20 protein-coding genes are annotated in these 20,659 nt (G+C 64.8%); 7 read left to right on the top strand and 13 right to left on the bottom strand.

Going from position 1 to position 20,659, the window contains the following annotated elements:
- Positions 1–31 precede the first annotated feature (31 nt).
- Together AC6H34_RS17635 and AC6H34_RS17630 are read right to left on the bottom strand one after the other, a co-directional pair.
- Complete coding sequence (locus tag AC6H34_RS17635; RefSeq protein WP_448148615.1) at positions 32–529, bottom strand: GNAT family N-acetyltransferase; 498 nt, start codon at positions 527–529, stop codon at positions 32–34.
- A 169-nt stretch (positions 530–698) separates the two neighbouring features.
- Positions 699–1,142: an NUDIX domain-containing protein gene (locus AC6H34_RS17630; protein WP_448148616.1), complete on the bottom strand. Its 444-nt coding sequence runs from the start codon at positions 1,140–1,142 to the stop codon at positions 699–701.
- 506 nt (positions 1,143–1,648) lie between these two features.
- On the opposite strand from AC6H34_RS17630, the gene AC6H34_RS17625 reads away from it, so the two are divergent.
- The gene (locus AC6H34_RS17625) at positions 1,649–2,554 is read left to right on the top strand and encodes a metallophosphoesterase family protein (protein WP_448148617.1); all 906 of its coding nucleotides are present in this window, start codon (positions 1,649–1,651) and stop codon (positions 2,552–2,554) included.
- A 105-nt stretch (positions 2,555–2,659) separates the two neighbouring features.
- Here the strand turns inward: AC6H34_RS17625 and AC6H34_RS17620 are convergent, their stop codons facing one another.
- Both AC6H34_RS17620 and AC6H34_RS17615 read right to left on the bottom strand, forming a co-directional pair.
- Positions 2,660–3,835, bottom strand: coding sequence for a fumarylacetoacetate hydrolase family protein (locus AC6H34_RS17620; RefSeq protein ID WP_448148618.1), 1,176 nt, complete (start codon positions 3,833–3,835; stop codon positions 2,660–2,662).
- A 381-nt stretch (positions 3,836–4,216) separates the two neighbouring features.
- On the bottom strand, positions 4,217–4,828 hold the full coding sequence (locus AC6H34_RS17615; RefSeq protein WP_497539583.1) for a nucleotidyltransferase family protein: 612 nt from the start codon (positions 4,826–4,828) through the stop codon (positions 4,217–4,219).
- Between the two features lie 143 nt (positions 4,829–4,971).
- Here AC6H34_RS17615 and AC6H34_RS17610 point away from each other — a divergent pair, with 143 nt between their 5' ends.
- Positions 4,972–6,000, top strand: coding sequence for an extensin-like domain-containing protein (locus tag AC6H34_RS17610; protein WP_448148620.1), 1,029 nt, complete (start codon positions 4,972–4,974; stop codon positions 5,998–6,000).
- An 86-nt stretch (positions 6,001–6,086) separates the two neighbouring features.
- Here AC6H34_RS17610 and AC6H34_RS17605 read toward each other — a convergent pair whose 3' ends face one another.
- Positions 6,087–9,701: a hydantoinase B/oxoprolinase family protein gene (locus AC6H34_RS17605; protein ID WP_497539582.1), complete on the bottom strand. Its 3,615-nt coding sequence runs from the start codon at positions 9,699–9,701 to the stop codon at positions 6,087–6,089.
- A gap of 82 nt (positions 9,702–9,783) precedes the next feature.
- Here AC6H34_RS17605 and AC6H34_RS17600 point away from each other — a divergent pair, with 82 nt between their 5' ends.
- Together AC6H34_RS17600 and AC6H34_RS17595 are read left to right on the top strand one after the other, a co-directional pair.
- Positions 9,784–10,263 (top strand): gamma-glutamylcyclotransferase, encoded by a 480-nt coding sequence (locus AC6H34_RS17600; protein ID WP_497539581.1) that lies wholly within the window; start codon positions 9,784–9,786, stop codon positions 10,261–10,263.
- A 208-nt stretch (positions 10,264–10,471) separates the two neighbouring features.
- Complete coding sequence (locus AC6H34_RS17595; protein WP_448148623.1) at positions 10,472–10,741, top strand: hypothetical protein; 270 nt, start codon at positions 10,472–10,474, stop codon at positions 10,739–10,741.
- Positions 10,742–10,793: 52 nt separating this feature from the next.
- Here AC6H34_RS17595 and AC6H34_RS17590 read toward each other — a convergent pair whose 3' ends face one another.
- Entirely contained in the window at positions 10,794–12,239 is a 1,446-nt protein-coding gene (locus AC6H34_RS17590; protein WP_448148624.1) for an aldehyde dehydrogenase family protein, read from the bottom strand.
- 86 nt (positions 12,240–12,325) lie between these two features.
- Positions 12,326–13,603 carry an MFS transporter gene (locus tag AC6H34_RS17585; protein WP_497539580.1) on the bottom strand — a complete coding sequence of 426 codons (1,278 nt, stop codon included), beginning with the start codon at positions 13,601–13,603 and terminating at the stop codon, positions 12,326–12,328.
- 81 nt (positions 13,604–13,684) lie between these two features.
- Here AC6H34_RS17585 and AC6H34_RS17580 point away from each other — a divergent pair, with 81 nt between their 5' ends.
- On the top strand, positions 13,685–14,287 hold the full coding sequence (locus AC6H34_RS17580; protein ID WP_448148626.1) for a TetR/AcrR family transcriptional regulator: 603 nt from the start codon (positions 13,685–13,687) through the stop codon (positions 14,285–14,287).
- Positions 14,288–14,444: 157 nt separating this feature from the next.
- Here AC6H34_RS17580 and dhaK read toward each other — a convergent pair whose 3' ends face one another.
- The 6 genes from dhaK to dhaL are packed head-to-tail and all read right to left on the bottom strand — an operon-like array spanning position 14,445 to position 18,869.
- Positions 14,445–15,434 carry a dihydroxyacetone kinase subunit DhaK gene (gene dhaK, locus AC6H34_RS17575; RefSeq protein WP_497539579.1) on the bottom strand — a complete coding sequence of 330 codons (990 nt, stop codon included), beginning with the start codon at positions 15,432–15,434 and terminating at the stop codon, positions 14,445–14,447.
- Between the two features lie 56 nt (positions 15,435–15,490).
- Positions 15,491–15,970, bottom strand: a complete 480-nt coding sequence (locus AC6H34_RS17570) for a hypothetical protein (protein ID WP_497539578.1) — start codon at positions 15,968–15,970, stop codon at positions 15,491–15,493.
- On the bottom strand, positions 15,963–17,552 hold the full coding sequence (locus tag AC6H34_RS17565; protein ID WP_497539577.1) for a putative PEP-binding protein: 1,590 nt from the start codon (positions 17,550–17,552) through the stop codon (positions 15,963–15,965). The genes AC6H34_RS17570 and AC6H34_RS17565 overlap by 8 nt, the downstream gene beginning before the upstream one ends.
- 24 nt (positions 17,553–17,576) lie before the next feature.
- Entirely contained in the window at positions 17,577–17,867 is a 291-nt protein-coding gene (locus AC6H34_RS17560; RefSeq protein WP_448148629.1) for an HPr family phosphocarrier protein, read from the bottom strand.
- Between the two features lie 10 nt (positions 17,868–17,877).
- Entirely contained in the window at positions 17,878–18,261 is a 384-nt protein-coding gene (gene dhaM, locus AC6H34_RS17555; protein WP_448148630.1) for a dihydroxyacetone kinase phosphoryl donor subunit DhaM, read from the bottom strand.
- Complete coding sequence (dhaL, locus tag AC6H34_RS17550) at positions 18,258–18,869, bottom strand: dihydroxyacetone kinase subunit DhaL (RefSeq protein ID WP_448151322.1); 612 nt, start codon at positions 18,867–18,869, stop codon at positions 18,258–18,260. Before dhaL ends, dhaM begins: the two co-directional genes overlap by 4 nt.
- A 325-nt stretch (positions 18,870–19,194) precedes the next feature.
- Between dhaL and AC6H34_RS17545 the strand changes: the two genes are divergently transcribed.
- Positions 19,195–19,950 (top strand): ABC transporter ATP-binding protein, encoded by a 756-nt coding sequence (locus tag AC6H34_RS17545; protein WP_497539576.1) that lies wholly within the window; start codon positions 19,195–19,197, stop codon positions 19,948–19,950.
- A complete protein-coding gene (locus AC6H34_RS17540) occupies positions 19,943–20,647 on the top strand; it encodes an ABC transporter ATP-binding protein (protein ID WP_448148632.1) in 705 nt (234 codons plus the stop codon). The genes AC6H34_RS17545 and AC6H34_RS17540 overlap by 8 nt, the downstream gene beginning before the upstream one ends.
- Positions 20,648–20,659: the final 12 nt, after the last annotated feature.

Raw genomic sequence — 20,659 nt, 5'->3', positions numbered from 1 at the left:
AAGACCCGGGGAACGCTCTTGAGCTGCCGAATCAGCCGCCCCGCGCGGCACCGGAAACGCCCTCGAAAGCTCCCTCGGCGAGTTCTTTCACCAGCAGGCGCAGTGGATCCACGGGTCCCGGGAGCACGACGCGGCCTGGAATGACGCGCTTGAAGCCGACCCGGCCATAATAGGGCTCGTCGCCCACCAGCACGACGAGCTTGTGGCCGGCCTTCGTCGAGGCGGCCAGGCTCGCCTGCATGAGGGCGAGGCCGATGCCGCGTGAGCGGAAGGCGGGCTCGACCGTGAGAGGACCGAGGAGAAGGGCCGGGTGTTCCCCGACATGGATCGGCGTCAGGCGGATCGAGCCTACGATCATCGAGCCGATACGGGCGACGAAGGAGAGCTTCGGATCGGGCAAGACGCCCTCGCGCAGCCGGAAGGCCGTGCGGGCAAAGCGGCCCGGCCCGAAGGCACGTTCATGCAGCTTGTCGATGACCGGCCAGTCGTCCGGCGTTTCGGGGGTAAGATCGATGGCGATTTCAGGCATTGATTCACATCCGGCAGGCAAGTTCGGCCTGCCGGCTCAGCCGCTCAGGCGCACGAAGACACGTGGCAGAGATCCACGGTTCGTCGTCGCAGTTGGAGGGCCATCGTCATCATGCCGGCGCGGGTACAGCAAAATCCTCCGCGATACAACCGGATTTCAGCCGTCATGCTTACCAGAATCCATCAGGCGTGCGTTTTCCCACCAATTCGTCCAATCGCCGGTGCGTTGCCCTGGTCGTCTCCTGCGGCAATGCATCGAGCGGGAAGAATCCGGCTTCCGCGATCTCGCGATCTGGCAGGCGGTGCCGGAGCTGCGTGAAGCGGCGTACCACGAAGAAGGCGACATGATCGCGCCGGCTCGCCTCCCGGTTCCAATAGAGGCCATGCAGCTCAGCCGGGCCGTCGAGGCGGATATGCCCCTCTTCCTCCAGCTCCCGCGCCAGTGCCTCCAGGGAAGTCTCTCCCGTCTCGATGCCGCCGCCGGGCAGGTACCAGCCAGGCACGTATGTGTGCCGGACCAGGAATACCCTGTTCTCGTCGTCGAGCACGGCAGCCCGTACCCCTAAAGTCATGCCGCGCATGAGATGGAAATAGCCAAAAAAGAGTGGCGTCATGAGACGCCCAATCCTTTGGCGCGTGGTTATTGCGGAAGAAGACATGACCGGCCGACCAGTGAATGAAAAATCATAGGATGAGTGTCTGAAAAATAGCTTTCCAAACTAAGCTTATCCGGGTGCCATCCATCCCGCGCATAGCTGTCCAGCGGAGCAAGCAGTCTGCGGAGGGTAGCAAAAAATCCTTTCGTCGGGTATATGACGACCATCCAAATAGAGGAGACCAAGGGGCCGTTGCCCCGGTATAGTTCGATGTTGACCTACTTCCGGCTGCTTGCAAGCGCCGCTCTTATCCGCACCAAGACCCGTCCCGCGCGCGATGCCGTCGCGCTTTTGACCTTCACCAAGAACTGATGATTGTCCCGCCGCAAGGCGGCTGTCGATGATCACCACTCTGCTTTTCGAACGCCTGCCCATTCGCGAGAATGTGCAGGCGTTTTGCGTTGACATAAGGCCGCCGGCGAGGTCACGGTAGACCGAATCCCTTGCGAAGTACCGATTGCCCTATGTTCAAGCTCGCGCATTTCTCAGACCCCCATATCGGGCCGCTGCCGCGAGCGAGGGCCAAGGAGCTGGCGGGCAAGAGGGTGTTGGGCTGGATCAACTGGAATAGGGGCCGACGCGACACCCATCGCATGGACGTGCTGGCGCAACTGCTCGATGACCTCAGGGCGCAGTCGCCGGATCACATCGCCCTCACCGGCGATGTCGTGAACCTCTCCCTGCCCGGGGAATATCCCGCCGCCCGCGCCTTCCTGGAGACGGTCGGCGCGCCGGACTACGTCTCGCTGGTTCCGGGCAACCACGATGCCTATACCAAGGGGGGCGCCCTGCATCTGCTCTCGGCCTTCGACCCCTGGATGCGCGGCGACAATGCGGGCGCCCATCCGCTCAACGAGGACGAGCGTTTTCCCTATGTGCGCATCCGGGGCAAGGTTGCCCTTATCGGCCTTTCCAGCGCGATCCCGACCGCGCCCTTCATGGCGACCGGCAAGCTCGGCCCGCGCCAGATCGCCAGGCTGGGGCCGATCCTCGAACATCTGGGACATGAGGGTTACTGCCGGGTGGTGATGCTGCATCATCCCGTCCGCCGGCAGGACGCAGGCCCGACAGCCATGCTCATCGATTCGGACAGGTTCAGGGCGGTGCTGCGCCAGACCGGCGCCGAACTGGTGCTGCACGGACATATCCACACCGGCCTGGTCCATCGCATCAAGGGACCGAAGGGCACCATTCCGGTGGTGTGCACCCCCTCAGCCTCCGCGGCCCCGGAACGGGCGCGCTGGCCGGCCTCCTACAACCTCTTCTCGATCTCGGGAAAACCGAAGGCGTGGCAGATCGGCCTCACCGTGCGCGGCTTCGTTTCCGCCGGCTACCCGCCGGAGGAACTGCGCTCGCAGGAACTGTGCTGACTGCAAGCATCCGAGAGCGGCATCGCAGCCCTTTGCGGTAAAATGCGAGGGAGACGGAGCGGCCGTCGGCGGCCGCCCCGCCCCATGCCAATGGCCGGCCGGCCGTTACAGCAGTCCGCGCTTGGCGAGGTTGCGCATCAGGTGGCTGGCACCGAAGGTCCAGGGCGGGGCATCCGAGGTGCGCACCATGCGGTTGGTGAGCGATCCGAGACCGGGCGTCGAGATGGTGACGATGTCGCCAATCTTGTGCGTGAAGCCTTTGCCCTTCTCGTCGCGGTCGTCGATGGGGGCGAACATGGTGCCGAGAAAAAGCACCGCCCCGTCCGGATATTGATGATTCGGGCCGATCATCTGGGACACCAGATCACCTGGATCGCGACTGATCTTCGCAATCGAGCTGGCGCCGGTCAGCACATAGCCCTCGGGGCCGCGCACCTCCAGCTTGACGTCGGCGCGGCGGACATGATCCAGCGAGAAGGTGGAATCGAACAGGCGCACGAAGGGTCCGACCGCAGCCGAGGCGTTGTTGTCCTTGGCCTTGGAGAGCAGCAGCGCCGACCGCCCCTCGAAGTCACGCAGGTTGACGTCGTTGCCGAGCGTGGCGCCGACGATCTTGCCGGCCGAGGAAACCACGAGGACCACTTCCGGCTCGGGGTTGTTCCAGGTGGAGTTGGGGTGCAGTCCCGCATCCGCGCCGGTGCCGACGGCTGCCATGGGCTGCGCCTTGGAGAAGATCTCGGCATCGGGGCCGATGCCGACTTCCAGGTATTGCGACCACACGCCCTGCGCGATCAATACGTCCTTGAGCCGCGCCGCCTCGACCGAGCCCGGCCGCAGCTTGGCGAGATCGTCGCCCACCAGCTTGACGATCTCGGTGCGCAGCGAAGCCGCTGCCGTCGGGTTGCCCCGTGCCCGCTCCTCGATGACGCGCTCCAGCATGGAAACGACGAAGGTCACGCCCGCCGCCTTGATGGCCTGCAGATCAATGGGAGCAAGCAGCCACGGCTTGCGCGGATCGCGATTGGCGAGCGGCGTATTCGCCAGGATCTCCGCGATGGAGCCGACCTCCACGGAGGGAGCAGCGCCCGCAGCCTGGGCGGGGTTGCGCGCCTCGCAGAGGTCTCTCACGGTCGGAAAGCTGCTGGTGATGTCATGCAGCCCCTCGCCCTTCGCCATGACGACGGCGGGGCCGTCGACCTCGGGCAGCCAGACCCGTCCGACCAGTGTTCCGGCCACACCATCCGCGGGAAGAGTGGTCTCTGGCCTGAGCGAAAGGGACATTGCAAACCTCTTGGCGATCATGGACACATTTTCTGTTGCCCCTTAACGCCCTACCCCGATCAGAGCAAGTCTTGCAAAAGCGGTAGGTAAAAAGTGTCCTCATCGGGCCAACATCTGAGTTGACCCTACACAGCCGACAATTAACATCGTTTAACGGGTTATTTTTGAATAACCTTCGGATGGATCAATAATTCAAATGTCTACAAAATGGCACCTAAAAATATCAAAGGAATATTTACGTAAAGCCGACAAAAAAGGAAGCTGAATACAGGCAGAAATCGGCGCACGCTCCAAGTCCCCCGATGGTCCTCCCGGCGCTAGTGCGGCAATCGCACCGCTAGGGCACGTTCTCCAGGCACTGGGGCATGTATAATGAATTTTTCATATCGCGAAAAAGGTCCGATAATCTTCCGGTGTGTCGACGCTTGAATCATAGACAGGATTCTTCGTGGCAAAGACTGCGAGCTGGCCGGAAAAATCCGTGACGACACTTTCGCTGGAAAGATCAATGTCTCCTATGTCGAAGTCCCGCGGGATCACCACGGGGTAGCCACGGCGTTCCTCCCGAACGGGAACGAGGGGCTTGCTTCTGTCGCCGCCCTCGTAGCCTTCGATCAAACCGACGATTTCACGTTCCGTCAGGCGCGGCTGATCTCCGATACACAACACGATTCCCTTGCAGGCGCCGTAGGATGCCAGTTCCCTCGCGCGGCCGATACCGACGCTGATGGCCGCCGCCGCTCCATCGGCTGCAGGCGAATCCACGAATTCCACCGGGGAGCGCGCGAGGGCTTCCTCGACTCGGTCCCGCTGATGCCCCGTGACGACGACGATGTCCTGGAAAACGCCGCGGACCGTCTCGACGACATGCCGGATCATGGGCCGCGCCGAAATCTCCATGAGCAGCTTGTTGCGCCCCATGCGACCACCCTCGCCGCCGGCAAGCACCACCGCGATGTAATCCCCCAGGGGCAGGTCGTCTTCATCAAACATGGCATTCTCTGCGACTTGTCGTCGACGCAGCCAACGCGACTACACGCATTCCGACGTTTTGGCCACATCGGAGTACCCGAGGTAAACCAGAGCCCTCCCCTGTCTTAACTCTTCTTTTTGAAAATGGCTCGTAGAGTGGAGCCATGTTGCGTCGCGTTGCGTTTTCCGTTGTGCTGGGCTCTCTTCTGTACAGCCTGGCTGGCTGCGGGTCGCTCTTCGATCTCGAAGAGCGCGAGCCCTGGCGTGCGCAGGCCGAGGCTCAATGCCTGGCCTCCGGCGAGGTCCATGAAACGGCGGGCATCCGCATCGCCAAGGCGATCGAAGGTCCGGGGCCCTGCGGCGTCGATCACCCCTTCCGCGTCTCGGCCTTGGATACCGGCCGGGGATCGGCTCCCGTCTATGCCGCCCTGCAACCTCGCGCTCCCCGGCCCGTCGAGCCGCAATACCAGCCGCAGCCACAGCCTCAATATATGCCGGCACCGGTCGCCCAGCCGGATGGCCTGCTGCCCCCCGCTGCCGTCGGCGACACCACCGGCTCGATCGGCGATGGTGGAGGCTCCGCTCCGCTGCCCTATCAGCCCGAGCCGATGCAGTCTGCCGGCCCGGTCCAGTTGCGCGACGGCGGTCCGTTTTCGGTCTCGCTCGACCGCAGCCTCGTGATGTCCTGCTCGATGGTGCCGACACTGACCCGCTGGCTGACGCAGGACGTCCAGCCGGCCGCGCTCGCCAATTTCGGCTCGCCGATCGTGGAGATGACCACCTTCGGCAGCTATTCCTGCCGCCGCCGTGACAATCGCATGGTCGGCAAGCTGTCGGAGCACGCCTTCGCCAACGCCGTCGATGTCAAGGGCTTCAAGCTCGCGGACGGCCGGGAAACCCGCATCCTAACCGGCTGGCGTGGCTCGCCACAGGAGCAGGCGTTCTGGCGCGATATAGCCTATGGCGGCTGCCGCAAGTTCACCACCGTGCTCGGTCCCGGCACTTCGGACGGCCTGCACGAGAACCACCTCCATCTCGACCTGGCCCGCCACAGCGCGACGCGCAACGTCCACATCTGCCGTCCCCGCGTGCCTGCCGGCTGGGTCGCCACCGCACAGCGCCGCGGCATGGCCCAGCCCGAACCGGACTTCACCGGCTCGATCCAGGATCCGACTGGCGACCAGGACGAATAGGCCGCATGCGACGGCCCCGACGCGTCTTTCCTTCACGACGAGGCCGGTTCAGGATCGGGTGCTGTGCCTATGCGCCCGGATTTGCCTTATGGCGCCTTGCCGTAGCCTCCGCCCGTCGGCGTCACCACGGTGATCGCCTCCCCTGCTTCAAGCACCGTCTGGTCGCAGCCTTCCAGTGTCTCGACCGAGCCGTCGAGCCGCCGCACGGCGTTGCGCCCGAGTTCTCCCGGCCCGCCGCCGGCCATGCCGGGCGGAGCGATCCGGCGATGCCCGGAGAGAATGGCACAGTCCATCTTCTGCAGGAAGCGCAGCGTCCGCGAGGTACCCTCGCCGGCATGCCATCGTCCCTTCCCGCCCGAGCCGGGGCGTATGTGGAAATCCTCGAGCACCACGGGAAAGCGCAACTCTAGGATCTCCGGATCGGTCAGGCGCGAATTGGTCATGTGGGTGTGTACCGCCGGCGCGCCGTCGAACCCGGGGCCGGCGGGAGCGCCGGAGCAGAGCGTCTCGTAATATTGGTGGCGCGCATTGCCGAAGGTCAGGTTATTCATCGTCCCCTGCGCCATTCCAAGCGAGCCGAGCGCGGCGAAGAGGCAATTGGTCACGGCCTGGCTGGTTTCGACATTGCCGGCCACGACCGCGGCCGGATATTCGGGCGACAGCATCGACTTCGCGGGAATGACGATGTCGACATTACGCAGGCAGCCGGCATTCATCGGGATCTCGTCATCCACCATGACCCGGAAGACATAGAGGACGGCCGCTCTGGCGACCGGCGCCGGAGCATTGAAATTACTGGGCTGCTGGGGCGATGTGCCGGTGAAGTCCACCTTCGCCCGCCGCCTCTCCTTGTCGACGGTGATGGCTACCTTGATCTGCGTGCCCTGGTCCATCGCATAGGTGAACTCGGTGTCCTCCAGCCGGTCGATCACACGGGCCACGCTTTCCGCCGCGTTGTCCTGGACGTGCCCCATGTAGGCGGCGACGGTTTCGAGCCCGAACATCTCGACCATCCGGCGCAGTTCGCGCACTCCCTTCTCGTTGGCGGCGATCTGCGCCTTGAGGTCGTTGACGTTCTGCAGGAGGTTGCGCACGGGATAGCGCGCACCGGTGAGCAAGGCTTCCAGTTCCGTCTCGCGAAAGCGCCCCTGGTCGACAAGCTTGAAATTGTCGATGTAGACCCCTTCCTCCTCGATCGAGGTGGCGCGGGGCGACATCGAGCCGGGCGAGACGCCGCCTACATCGGCATGGTGCCCGCGGGAAGCCGCAAAGAAGAGGATACCCTCGCCTTTCTCGTCGAAGACCGGCGTGACGACGGTGATGTCGGGCAAATGCGTGCCGCCGTTGTAGGGCGCATTGAGGCAATAGACATCGCCCGGCCGCATCTCGTGCCTGTTGAGGCGCAGCACCGTCTCCACGGACGAGTCCATGGAACCCAGGTGCACCGGCATGTGAGGGGCATTGGCGACGAGAGAGCCGTCGGCGGCGAACACCGCGCAGGAAAAGTCGAGTCTTTCCTTGATATTGACCGAGGAGGCCGTGTTCTGCAGCGTCACGCCCATCTGCTCGGCGATCGACATAAAGAGATTGTTGAAGATCTCCAGCATGACCGGATCGGCGGAGGTGCCGATGGCGACACGGTCAGGCAGCGCCTCGACGCGCTCGAGCAGCAGATGATTCTTCGCGGTGACACCGGCTCGCCAGCCATGCTCGACCACGATGGTCTGGTGAGGCTCGATCACGAGAGCGGGGCCATCGACATGACGGCCGGGCGTGAGCGTCTCGCGGCGATAGATGTGGCCGCTGCGCCAGGCGCCTTCGCTGAAGAAGCGCAACGCCTGAGCCGGTTCCGGCATGCTGTCGTCAAGCGGCAGTTCCGCCTCGTTAAAGGGTGAGCCGCCGCCGACCGCCTCGACGGAAATCGCCTCGGCGATCAGCGCCTTGGCCGGGTCGATGAAGCCGAACCGGCTGCGATGGGCGTTCTCGAAAGCCTCGCGCATCGCCGCGATGCCGGCTGCTTCGACCACCAGCGGTGCATCAGTGCCGGCATAGCGCAGATGCACGCGCGAAAAGGTGGTGATGCCTTCCGGCGCGATGCCCTGGCCCTCCACCTCGCTGCGCGCCTCGTCCGTGATTTCCTCGGCTTGTGCCGCGAGCAGCGGCAACAGGGCCTCGTCGAGCCTCACCTCGATGGCGCGCTGGCGCGTGGCGCGGATGTCCGCAAGGCCCATCCCGTAGGCGGAGAGCAGACCGGAAAGCGGGTGGATCAGGATCTTCGTCATGCCGAGCGCATCGGCCACGAGGCAGGCATGCTGGCCGCCAGCACCGCCGAAGCACTGCAGCACATAGCGTGTCACGTCATAGCCGCGTGCCACCGAGACCTTCTTGATGGCATTGGCCATGTTGGCGACGGCGATGGCGAGGAAGCCGTCCGCGATCGCCTCCGGGCTGCGGCCATCGCCCACCTCCGCCGCCAAGGCCTCGAACCTCGCGCGCACCGCGACGGCGTCGAGCGGCGCGTCGCGGCCGGGCCCGAAGATCTTCGGGAAGAAGCCGGGATGGAGCTTGCCCACCATGACGTTGGCGTCGGTAACCGTCAACGGACCGCCGCGGCCATAGGAGGCGGGACCGGGATTGGCACCGGCGGAATCGGGGCCGACACGGAAACGGGATCCGTCGAAGTGGAGGACCGAGCCGCCGCCTGCCGCGACCGTATGGATCTGCATCATGGGCGCGCGCATGCGCACGCCCGCGACCTCCGTCTCGAAGGCGTGCTCATAGGCGCCGTCATAGTGCGATACGTCTGTGGAGGTGCCTCCCATGTCGAAGCCGATGAGATGGCGGAAACCAGCCTGGGCGCCGGTCTGGGCGAACCCGACCACGCCGCCGGCGGGGCCCGACAGGATAGCGTCCTTGCCACGGAAGAGATCGGCGGCCGTGAGGCCCCCCGAGGACATCATGAACATCAACCGCGCGTCCGTGCGCGCGGTATCGAGTTCCTCGGCGACCTGATTGACATAGCGTCGCAGAATGGGGGTCAGATAGGCATCCACCACCGTGGTGTCGCCCCGGCCAACCAGCTTGATGAGAGGCGACACCTCATGGCTGACCGAAACCTGGGCAAAGCCGAGACCACGAGCGATACGCGCGACGGCTCGCTCATGTTCAGGATAGCGGTAGGCATGCATGAAGACGATGGCGACCGCCTCTATCCCCGTCGCCTTGATGGAGCGTAGGGTCCGCTCGGCCTCCTGCAGATCGATGGTCTTCTCCACGGTGCCGTCCGCCAATACGCGCTCGTCGAGTTCGACCACCTCGGCGTAGAGTTGCTCGGGCTTGATGATGTTCCTGGCGAAGATCTTCGGCCGCGCCTGGTACCCGATGGCGAGCGCATCGCGGAACCCGCGCGTGGCGATCAGCGCCAGCCGTTCGCCCTTGCGCTCCAGAAGCGCATTGGTGGCGACCGTCGTCCCCATCTTCACGGAGCCGATCAAGCCGGACGGGATCGGCTCGCCGGCATCGATCCCGAGCAGTTCCCGAATGCCCTGGCAGGCGGCATCGCGATAGGCGCCCGGATTCTCGGAGAGGAGCTTGTGAGGATGCAGGCGCCCCTGCGGATCCCGCCCCACGATATCGGTGAAGGTGCCGCCGCGATCGATCCAGAAATCCCAGGAGGAGGATGCGGAGGACACTGGAGGCATGGGGCACCGTTCGCAGAATTCATTCTTCCCCCAAATTCCAGCTGTGCCCTACAAAGGCAATGAAATTCGGCAGGGTCCCGAGATGAACACAATCTGGTACTTCGCCTACGGCTCCAACATGGACCCGGCACGCCTGATCACGGCACGCCTGCAGCCCGCCGGCATCGCCTGCTCCCGGCGCATCCTCGGCCGGCTGGAGGGGTGGACACTCGTCTTCGACAAGCCTTCCGTCTATTTCCCCGGAGCCTCGGCCGCGAATATAGCGATTGCCTCCGGCGCCCACGTGCTGGGCACGCTAAACCTGATGCCGGAAGCCGGCCTGGAGGTGCTGGACCGGTACGAAAACGTGGCGGCAGGCCATTACGAGCGCATGAGCGTGACGGTGCACAGCCCGGACACGAGCGACGACGTCGCAGCCATCACCTATATCGCCCGCAACTTCCTGGATGGCACTCTGAGGCCGCGTGCCGCCTATCTGGCCCATCTTCTAGCCGGTAGCGACCTGCTGCCTGCGGCCTATGTCGAGGAGCTTCGCGCGGTGGAGGTCCTCAAGGGCTCTTGAAGCCTCATTTGCGCGCAAGCAGCGTTACGTAGGGAACTCACCACCCTGCATCGCAATTGATAGGCTGCCGGATCGGGATCGGCGATACTCGGAGCAAGGCGCGTTTAGGTAGAAACGCCGCTTTCTCCAGCTCTTTGTTTTTCGAAGCGTCTTTGCGTTTTGCCGATTCCGTCAAAACACAAAACGCTCTGGAAGAATGGTGAGTCCCATGATGACGGTCAGCGCCAAGGAGCGCCTCGTACAGCACCTCGAGGGCGCCGCTGGCTACAACGACAAGGGCTATCTGTGGAGCGGCAACTCGCTGACGGAAGTCTGGGCCAATCAGGACGAAGCGCAGGTCGTCATTCTCCGGCTGGTCGCGGAGATCGGCGAGACAGCCTTCAGCCAGACCCTGCTGAAGAAACTGAAGTCGGGAGCGGCGGCGCGCGACGGCTCCGGTCTGATCGCCGAACAGGCTCGCAAGGAACTGCTCGGATGACATTCTGGCGAGCGCCAATCATGCGGCGCCCGCCTGATATGATCGCAAGTGCTTACGCCAGCGTATAGGCCGTCTTCACCGTGGTATAGAACTCCGCTGCATAGCGCCCCTGTTCGCGCGGGCCGTAGCTCGATCCCTTCCGGCCTCCGAACGGAACGTGGTAGTCGACGCCCGCCGTCGGCAGGTTCACCATCACCATCCCGGCCTGGGCGTTGCGCTTGAAGTGGGTCGCATGCTTCAGGCTGGTGGTGGCGATGCCCGCGGAAAGACCGAATTCCGTATCGTTGGCAGCCTCGAGGGCTTCCTCGTAATTCTTCACGCGGACCACGGCGGCCACGGGCCCGAAGATCTCTTCGCGGGAAATCCGCATCCCGTTGCTGGCGCCCGTGAACAGGGCTGGCGTCAGGTAGAAGCCCGGTGCCTCGCGCTTCACCAGTTCGCCGCCGAAGGCGAGCTCGGCGCCCTCTTCCTTACCGATCTTGATGTAGTTGAGGTCCTGCTCGAGCTGGCTCTGATCGACCACGGGGCCGATATGCGTGCCGCTCTTCATGGCATCATCGACGTTCAGGCCCTTGAGGCGCTCGACGAGGGCCGCCACGAAGGCATCATGGATGCCTTCCGTCACGATCAGGCGCGAGGAGGCGGTGCAGCGCTGGCCCGTGGAGAAAAAGGCGCCGTTGACGCTCGCTTCCACGGCGACCTTGATGTCGGCATCGTCGAGCACCACGAAGGGGTTCTTGCCGCCCATCTCGAGCTGGACCTTCTTCATCGGCGATGAGGCGATGCAAGTCGCCGCAATCTTGCGTCCGGTGCCCACCGAGCCGGTGAAGGAGATGGCATCGACGTCAGGCGAACCGAGCAGCGCCTCGCCGACGACGGAACCGCGGCCCATCACCAGGTTGAACACGCCGGCCGGCACGCCGGACTTGGCAATGATCTCGCCGAGCGCGTGAGCGGTCGCAGGCACGAGGTCGGCAGGTTTCAGCACCACGCAATTGCCGTAGCAGAGCGCCGGCGCGATCTTCCAGGCGGGAATGGCGGCTGGGAAATTCCACGGAGTGATCAGGCCGATGACGCCTAGTCCCTCGCGGGTGACCTCCACGCCGACACCGGGGCGCACCGAGCCGATGATCTCTCCCGCCAGGCGCAGGGCCTCGCCTGCGAAGAAGCCGAAGATCTGGCCGGCGCGCACGACCTCGCCGATGCCCTCAGGCAGGGTCTTGCCTTCCTCGCGCGACAGGATGGCGCCGAGTTCTTCCTTGCGGGCGATGATCTCGTCACCGATGCGCTTGAGCACGTCATGGCGTTCCTGCAGCGTCGAGCGGCTCCAGCCCGGGAAAGCGGCTCTAGCGGCGGCGATGGCACGCTCGGCATCCGCCTTGCTGGCCCGCGGGAAGTGCCCGACGATCTCAGCGGTATTCGAGGGATTGACGTCCGGCGCGAGGTCGGTGGCGGCAACCCATTCACCGGCGATGAAGTTACGGGCATGAAGTGTCATGGCAGTTTTCCTGAGGCTGGAAGGAGTCGGCCGGACATTAGTCCAACAAATGCCCGGCGCAACCTTTTCGTCGAGGCGCTTCTCGATTAGGCGATGGCCGGTTCCGGTTCCACCCGGCGGCGCGCGATCAGCAGCGCGATCAGGGCGGCCACGATGCCGGTGAGACCGGAGATCACGAAAGCCTCCACATAGCTTCCCTGCATCACGCGCAGATAGCCGGCCAGGGCTGCGGCGCTGGCGGCGCCGATCTGGTGGCCCGCCGCGATCCAGCCGAACACCACCGGGGCGTCCCGATCCCCGAAAGCCTCGTTCGTGAGCCTCAGGGTCGGCGGCACGGTGGCGATCCAGTCAAGACCGTAGAAGACGCCGAAGATCGTAAGCGTGTAGAGGTTGAAGCCGCTGAAGGGCAGATAGATGAGGGCAAGGCCGCGCAGGCCGTAATAGAAGAAGAGAAGCTTGCGCGGATCGAAGCGGTCGGTCAGCCAGCCGGAGAAGGTGGTGCCGAACAGGTCGAAGATTCCCATCATTGCCATGAGGCTGGCCGCCTGCACTTCGGGGATCCCCATGTCGGCACAGAAGGAGACGAGGTGCATGCCCACCAGCCCGTTTGTGGTGAAGCCGCAGATGAAGAAGGTGGCGAAGAGATACCAGAAGGTGCGGGTCCTGGAGGCGCGGGCCAGCGCGCCGAGGGAGGCGTCGATCAGGCCTTCGCGCACGGGAACCGGGGCGATGGGCGTGGCCGAATCGGCGCCGTAGGGCCGCTGGCCGATGTCGCTGGGCTGGTTGGGAACCAGGAAGAGTGCAAGCGGAACCAGCGCCGCGCAGCCGAGCGCCACAGCGGCGACCATCCATGGCCAGCCGCCGATCTCGCCAAGCTTGGCAAGGCCGGGCTGGAAGATCAGCGTGCCGGTGGCGGCGCTGGCCGACAGCAGGCCCATCATCAAACCGCGATTGGTCGTGAACCAGCGATTGACCACCGTGGCGCCAAGCACCATCGCGACGCAGCCTGACCCAAGGCCGGACAGAACGCCCCAGGTCGCCACAAGGTGCCAGGATTGTGTCATCAGCAGGCTGACCCCGATCGACGCCGCCATGAGGATGAGCGCCGCCACGAGCACCTGGCGCACCCCTAGCCTGTTCATCAGGGCGGCGCCGAAAGGACCGACCAGGCCGTAGAGGAGTATGCCGATGGCGCCCGACAAGGATATGATGTCGACGCTCCAGCCGAAGTCCCGGTGCAGCGGCTGTATCAGCAGGCCGGGAGCCGCACGCACGCCGGCGGCGACGAGCAGGGAGAGGAAGATCACCCCGATGACCACGAAGGCATAGTTCTGGCCGAAAGGCCTGCGGCTTGCTGTCTGCATGAGATGGCCTGGGATGCGAGAAATGTTTGACTAGGTACGTACCGGTCTGTAACATTGCGCCTCGTAAAAGGAAAGAGGCTTATGGTCGATTCCGCAAATCTGGAGTCAGCACCGCCGGTGCGGGCTCGGGAACGTATCCGCCGGACCGCGCGCGAGCTCTTCTACAAGGAAGGCATCCGAGCGGTAGGTGTGGATACCATCGTGTCCAAGGCCGGCGTTACAAAGCCGACGCTCTATCGCTGCTTCGGGTCCAAGGACGATCTCGCCGCCGCCTACGCGAAAGACTACGACGACGAGTTCTGGGAGCGCTTCGAGGAAGCCGGTATCGGCTTCGAGAACGATCCACGCCGGCATTTGCGCAATTATCTCACTGGCCTGGGCGAACGGGCGACGAACGCCGGCTATCGCGGCTGCGGCCTGAGCAACGCGGCCGTCGAATATCCGGAAAAGGACAACCCCGCCCGGCTGGTTGCCGAGAGTGGCAAGCAGGCGCTCCGCAACCGCCTGGAGGGGATGGCGCGGCAGATGGAAGCGCGGGATCCCGGCCTGTTGGCGGATGGCCTGCTGCTTCTGATCGAGGGCGCCTTCATCAGCGGCCAGATCTTCCACGAAGCAGGCCCGGCTGGCTCGGTGGCCGATGTCGCCGACATGCTGATCGCAGCGAGCGTGAACCTGGGCCGCTAGAGCGTTTTGTGTTTTGACGGAATCGGCAAAACGCAAAGACGCGTCGAAAAACAAAGAGTTAGAGAAAAGCGGCGTTTCTACCTAGACGCGCTTTGCTCTAGCGCATTTCATTCTCGGTTCGAACCGGGGCGTCATTCCAGCGACGGGATTTGCGGCCTCACATCCCCCACCGCAGCGCAGGCGTGTGCACCGGCGCATCCCAGAGGGCCTTCGCCTGGTCGTCCAGGATGGACACCGTCAGCGAGCAACCGGCCATGTCCAGCGATGTCACGAAGGATCCCGTCAGCGAACGTGCCGTCTTGATGCCCCTGGCATCAAGCCATTTGCGGGCTCGATCCTGCATCAGATAGAGTTCCATCAGCGGCGTGCCGCCGAAGCCGTTGACGAACAGCAGCACCTCGGCTGGACCTCCGAGGGAAAGGTCGCCGACGATCGCTCCCAACATCTCGTCGACGATGGCATCGGCCGAGGCAAGCTTCACGCGGCGCCGGCCAGGCTCGCCATGAATCCCCACGCCCATCTCCATCTCGTCCTCGCCGAGCGTGAAGGTCGGCTTGCCGGCAGCTGGCACGGTGCAGGACGTCAACGCCACGCCCATCGAACGCGTGTGCCCGTTGATGCGCTCGCCGAGAGCCTTGAGATCGGCGAGTGAATCGCCGCGTTCGGCTGCCGCGCCCAGCATCTTCTCGACGAGCAGCGTACCAGCCACGCCGCGGCGGCCCGTCGTCCAGGTGGAGTTCTCCACCGCCACGTCGTCGTCGAGGACGAGGCTCTCCACTGCCCCGGACGCCATCTCCGCCGCCATGGCGAAGTTCATCACGTCGCCCTCGTAGTTCTTGACGATATAGAGGATGCCGGCCCCACCGTCGGCGGCCTCGGCCGCCGCCAGCATCTGGTCGGGCGTCGGCGAGGTGAAAACCTGCCCCGGGCACGCGGCGTCGAGCATGCCCACGCCGACAAAACCGGCATGCAGCGGTTCATGCCCCGAGCCGCCGCCGGAAATCAGGCTGACCTTGCCGGGCCGGATTTGCCGCCTGCGCACGAACTTGCGCTCCTCGCCGAGCGTGACGATGTCGGCATGCACCGCGGCAAAACCGTCAAGACTCTGGGCAAGCACGTCGTCGACGGCATTGATGAGCTTCTTCATCGAGCATTCCTTCCCTTCGCGGTTCCAGCCGGCCTAGTCGCCGTCGCGCCGCCTGCTTATTGATTGGCCTGGGGTGTTTCGAGGTCGGCGGCCGCCGCGCCGCCATCGCTCTTGGACCTGCGGTCCAGCTCGCGGGTATAGTGGACCAGGCTCGCCGCGAAATCGAGGATGGCTCTCTCCATCGCCTGGTTGCGGCGCTCGTCGCCGAGGTCGGGCAATGTCAGCGTCAGGTTGCGGCTCTGTGCCTGGCGGTTCTGCCCCGCGGCCCGTCCGGGATGGGCTGCGCGATAGGCTTCGAGGAACTCCGCCTTCTCGGCCGGCGCCAGGCGGCAGACCTCGCAGATCACGTCGAGATGCTGCGCCGGGATCGGGATCGGATAGCCGGGATTGGTGATCTGCGAGATGAAGGAGCGGTTGGTGCCGAGCGCCGCCGCCAGCTTCAGGCGTGTTCCCGATGGACGGTTGTCGAGCGCGCGCCTCAGCATCAGCTTGTAGGCGGCGATGGAGCGGGCGCTGTTTTCCTTCGCGTCAGACATTCGCAAAACTCTCGATTGCCGCCTTCACCCGGCCGACGAAGGCCGGGGGGACCGATAGGCAGGTCAGTCCAAGGCCGAGAAGCTGGGGAACAAGCCGAATCTCGGCCGCCGCGTCGCCGCAGATCGAGACCGGCACCTTGCGTATCCGGCCGGCGCCGACCGCACGCCCCATCAGTTCGAGCACGGCGGGATCGCCGGCATCGTTGAGGGCGGCCACCGCCGAAATGTCCCGCGCGGCCGCCATCGTATACTGGGTGAGGTCATTGGACCCGATGGAGTAGAAGTCCGCGGCAAAACGCAACGCACCGAGAGCGGCGGCGGGAACCTCCACCATCATGCCCAGGAGCGGGCGGCGGCAGGGCGTGCCTTCGCCGATGAGGCCGGCCACCACCTCGTCCAGCAGAGCGGACGCCTCGGCGAATTCGGCCGGAACCGTGACCATCGGCAACATGATGCGGATGTCGTGATGGAGCGCCACGCGGACGAGCGCCCTGAGCTGGACACGGAAGGTCTCCGGCCGGGCAAGGGAGAGCCTCAACCCCCGCAGCCCCAGGAAGGGATTGGACTCGCTGGCCTCCGTCAGCCCCTCCACCGGCTTGTCTCCCCCGGCATCGAGGGTGCGGAAGGTCACCGGACGCCCGTCCGCCCAGGCGGCGATGGCCGTGTAGGCGGCGTATTGAGCTTCCTCGTCGGGCAGGGGATGGCCGGGCTCGAACAGGAATTCGGTGCGGACCAGGCCGATGCCGTCGCAGATCTCGGGAGCATGCCCCTTGAGATCGGCGGGCGAGGCAACGTTGATCATGACCTCGATGGGCGTGCCGTCGGCAAGAAAGACAGGCTTGGCCTGCAAGGTCTCGGCATGCGCGTCGGCTTGGCCCTTCGCCGCCAGGGTCGGGGCGAGGGCCGCCAGTGTCTGCGGTTTGGGGTCGAAGGTCACCGCTCCCGCCTCGCCGTCCACGATCGCCTGCTCCGCCGTTCCCAGCGTGCCGAGCCCTGTCACCATGGGAATTCCGCGGCTGCGGGCGAGCATGGCGACGTGCGACGAGGGGGAGCCGCTGGCGAGCGCGACACCGCCTCCCTTGCTCCAGTCGGTCGACAGGAAAAGGGATGGGGCAATATCCTCCCCGATGAGAATCGAGCCCGGCGGCACCTGGCCCGGGCCGGCAGCACCGGTGAGATGGGCGAGCACTCGGTCCCTGATATCGGCCAGGTCGACGCCTCGGGCCTGGAAATAGGGGTCCTCGCTGTGTTCGTAATCGAGGATCTCCGCATCGAGCGCCGAACGCCAGGCGTGTGTTGGCGGCACGCCTGCGGCTATGGCGTCGAAGGCACCCTCCGAGAGGGCCTCGTCCTCGAGCATGGCGATCTGGAAGCCGATGATGTCGGCCCCCTCCCCGTCCACCTTTTCCACCAGAGCGACAAGATCCGTGAGGGCTGCATCGATGGCCTGCCGCAGGGCTGCCTCGCCGTCCTCGTCGAGCAAGGCGGGTGCGCGCTGCGGCACCGGTCGGCCGATCACGAAGACGGGGCCTGCGGCAAGCCCGGGCGAAGCGGAACGTCCCGTGAGCCGCCTTTCGATCATCTGCCGAGCCCCCCGACCAGCATCTCACTCCTCCCCGAACTTATCTTCGACCAGTGCCAGCATTGCGGCGAGAGCTTCCTCGTCATCCGGCCCGCAGACGCTGAAGTAGAGAGTAGTGCCCTTCGGCGCTCGCGCCCGCATCACCTTCACCGGGCTCTTCGCGTCGATCCACGGTCCCGCCTCCACGAGAGCAAGCTCGATCCTGGACTGGAAACGCTTGGCGAGTTGGGTGAGTTTCACGCTGGGGCGCGCATGGAGGCCTATCGCATTGGTCAGCAAGGCCTTGCCTGTCAAAGTTCTGTTCAGGTCGAGCATGGGTCGGGCCTTAACCGTAGAGATCTTCGGCCGCGTCGCGAACTGCGGCGAGGGAGGAGCCGCCGGAAGCTTCGGTGGCCGCAATCACGGCTCCCTCCACGACCGGTGCATTGCAGATGACCACGAGGTCACGCTTGTGTTCGTCGAGCTGTTCGATCGCCATCTCCGCATTGGTCTCCGCACCTCCGAGATCCACGAGGACGGCAACGCCCTCCGCCGACCAGACGCTATCGATCGCGGCAACGATTTTGGCGACGTCGGTGCCGAGGCCCCCACCCGGATCCCCGCCCGTCCAGGCGAGCCCGACCGTCTCGCCGACCATCTGGCGCACCATGTCTGCTGCACCCTCGGCGACCTTGGGCGAGTGGGAAACGATCACGATACTCACAGTCATTGCAGGAGACCCTGGTTCTTGAGCGCATCGACGGCGGCGACGATGATAAGCGAGGAGGAACGCGCTCCCGGATCCATATGTCCGATCGACCGCTCCCCCAGGAAGGATGCTCGGCCGCGAATTGCCTTGAGGGGAACGGTTCGCTCCGCCGAGGCGATCGCCTCGGCCTTGATGGCCTGTGCATCGCCGCCATCCGACATCACGATCCCGACGGGAACAAGCACGTCGAGCAGCGTCTTCTGCCCGGCTTCGGACCGCCCACGGGACTTCACCGCTTCGATCGCCCGGGAAAAGGCGGAGACGACGGCGGCGTGATCGGGCTCGGCGCCGATGGTCTTGCCGAACTCCAGGAAGAATGTGCCGAAGAGCGGCCCGGAGGCGCCGCCCACCTTCATGACCATCGCCATGCCAGCCGCCTTGAACAGATCCGGCCATGGCTTGGTCGCAAGACCCGGCAGTTCTGCCACCACGGCTTCGAACCCGCGCTTGAGGTTGATGCCGTGATCGCCATCGCCGATTGCCTGGTCGAGGGCCGTGAGTTCCTCGGCGTGGTCGAATATTGCGGTGGCGACGGCGTGAATAAGCTGTTCTTTCGCCTGCTGATCCATCGCCCGGCCCATTCCGCGACTCCCGGTGACAGGGTCATGCCATTGCCCCGCGCACGATTTGTTTAGCTTTCCACCTATCGCTAAACAATGCAAGAGAAAGCGGTACGGCACGGGGTGTGGGCAGGTGTTCAGGACATCGGGGGTCGGCCCGGCGTGCGCGCTTCTCCGGCAGCATGGCCTGTCATATTTTGGTGCCCTACAGGCCCTAATGAGCTGCCTAACTTTGCGTCACATTTGACGCGACATCGCCATTGACGAACCCTGCGGGGAACGACAAGCTAAAGCAAAACAATGAATTACGCGGGCAGGAAAGACGGTTCGGTTCATGGCGGCAGATGCAATCCTGCAAACCGAAGGCCTGACGAAGGATTTTAGGGGCTTTCGCGCGGTCGACGATGTCGCCCTTACCGTCAAGCGCGGTACAGTCCATGCGCTGATCGGGCCGAACGGCGCCGGCAAGACGACCTGCTTCAATCTTCTCACCAGCTTCCTCACGCCCTCGGGCGGGCGCATCACCTACAAGGGACAGGACATCACGGGCATGAAGCCCGCGGCCGTGGCGAGGCTCGGCCTGGTGCGCTCGTTCCAGATCTCGGCCGTGTTCGGCCAGATGAGCGTGCGGGACAACATCCGTATCGCGCTCCAGCGCAGGCGCGGCCACTCCTATGATTTCTGGCGTTCCCAGCGCACGCTCGATTCGCTCAACGAGGAAGCAGCCGCGCTTGCGGAGAGCGTGGGTCTCCCGGCCTTCCTGGGCGTCCCGGCCCGCGAGCTTTCCTACGGTCGCAAGCGTGCGCTCGAGCTTGCCACCACCCTGGCGCTCGATCCTGAGATGCTGCTGCTGGACGAACCGATGGCCGGCATGGGGCATGAGGATGTGGAGCGCACCACCGAACTCATCCGGCGCATCGCCAGCAGCCGCACCATCCTGATGGTGGAGCACAATCTCTCGGTCGTCGCCACTTTGTCCGACAGGATCACGGTGCTGGCGCGAGGAAAGGTGCTGGCGGAGGGAGACTACGACACCGTGTCCAGCGATCCGCGCGTGGTCGAGGCCTATATCGGGAGCGGCCATGCCTGATCCCTTTCTCAGCGTGCGGGGCCTCGAAGCCTGGTACGGCGAATCCCATGTCCTGCACGGCATCGACTTCGACGTGAACCAGGGAGAGGTCGTCACGCTGCTCGGGCGCAACGGCGCCGGCAAGACCACCACGATGAAGTCGATCATCGGCGTGATGGCCAAGCGCCAGGGGTCCATCCGCTTCGGTGGCCAGGAGACCATCCGCCTGCCCTCGCGCCAGATCGCGCGGCTCGGCATCGGCTACTGTCCGGAGGAGCGCGGCATCTTCGCCAGCCTTTCGGTGGAGGAGAACCTGATGCTGCCGCCGGTGGTGAAGCCGGGCGGATTGCCGGTGGCGGAGATCTACAGCCTCTTCCCCAATCTCAAGCAGCGCCTGACCAGCCAGGGCACCAAGCTTTCGGGTGGCGAACAGCAGATGCTGGCGATCGGTCGCATCCTGCGCACGGGCGCCGACCTTCTCCTGCTCGACGAGCCCACGGAAGGCCTCGCCCCGGTCATCGTCGAACAGATCGGCCATACTATCGTGAAGCTCAAGGAACGCGGCTTCACCATCGTCCTGGTCGAGCAGAATTTCCGTTTCGCTTCCACCGTGGCCGACCGCCACTACGTGGTCGAACAGGGCAAGGTGATCGACATGATCCCCAATGCCACGCTGGAGGCCAATATCGACAAGCTGCACGCCTACCTCGGCGTGTAACTTTCCGGGACG

This window comes from Labrys sp. ALF-8 (genome assembly GCF_059699065.1).
Note: the sequence above shows the minus strand (reverse complement) of the source record. Positions and strands in the feature narration are given on the sequence as shown.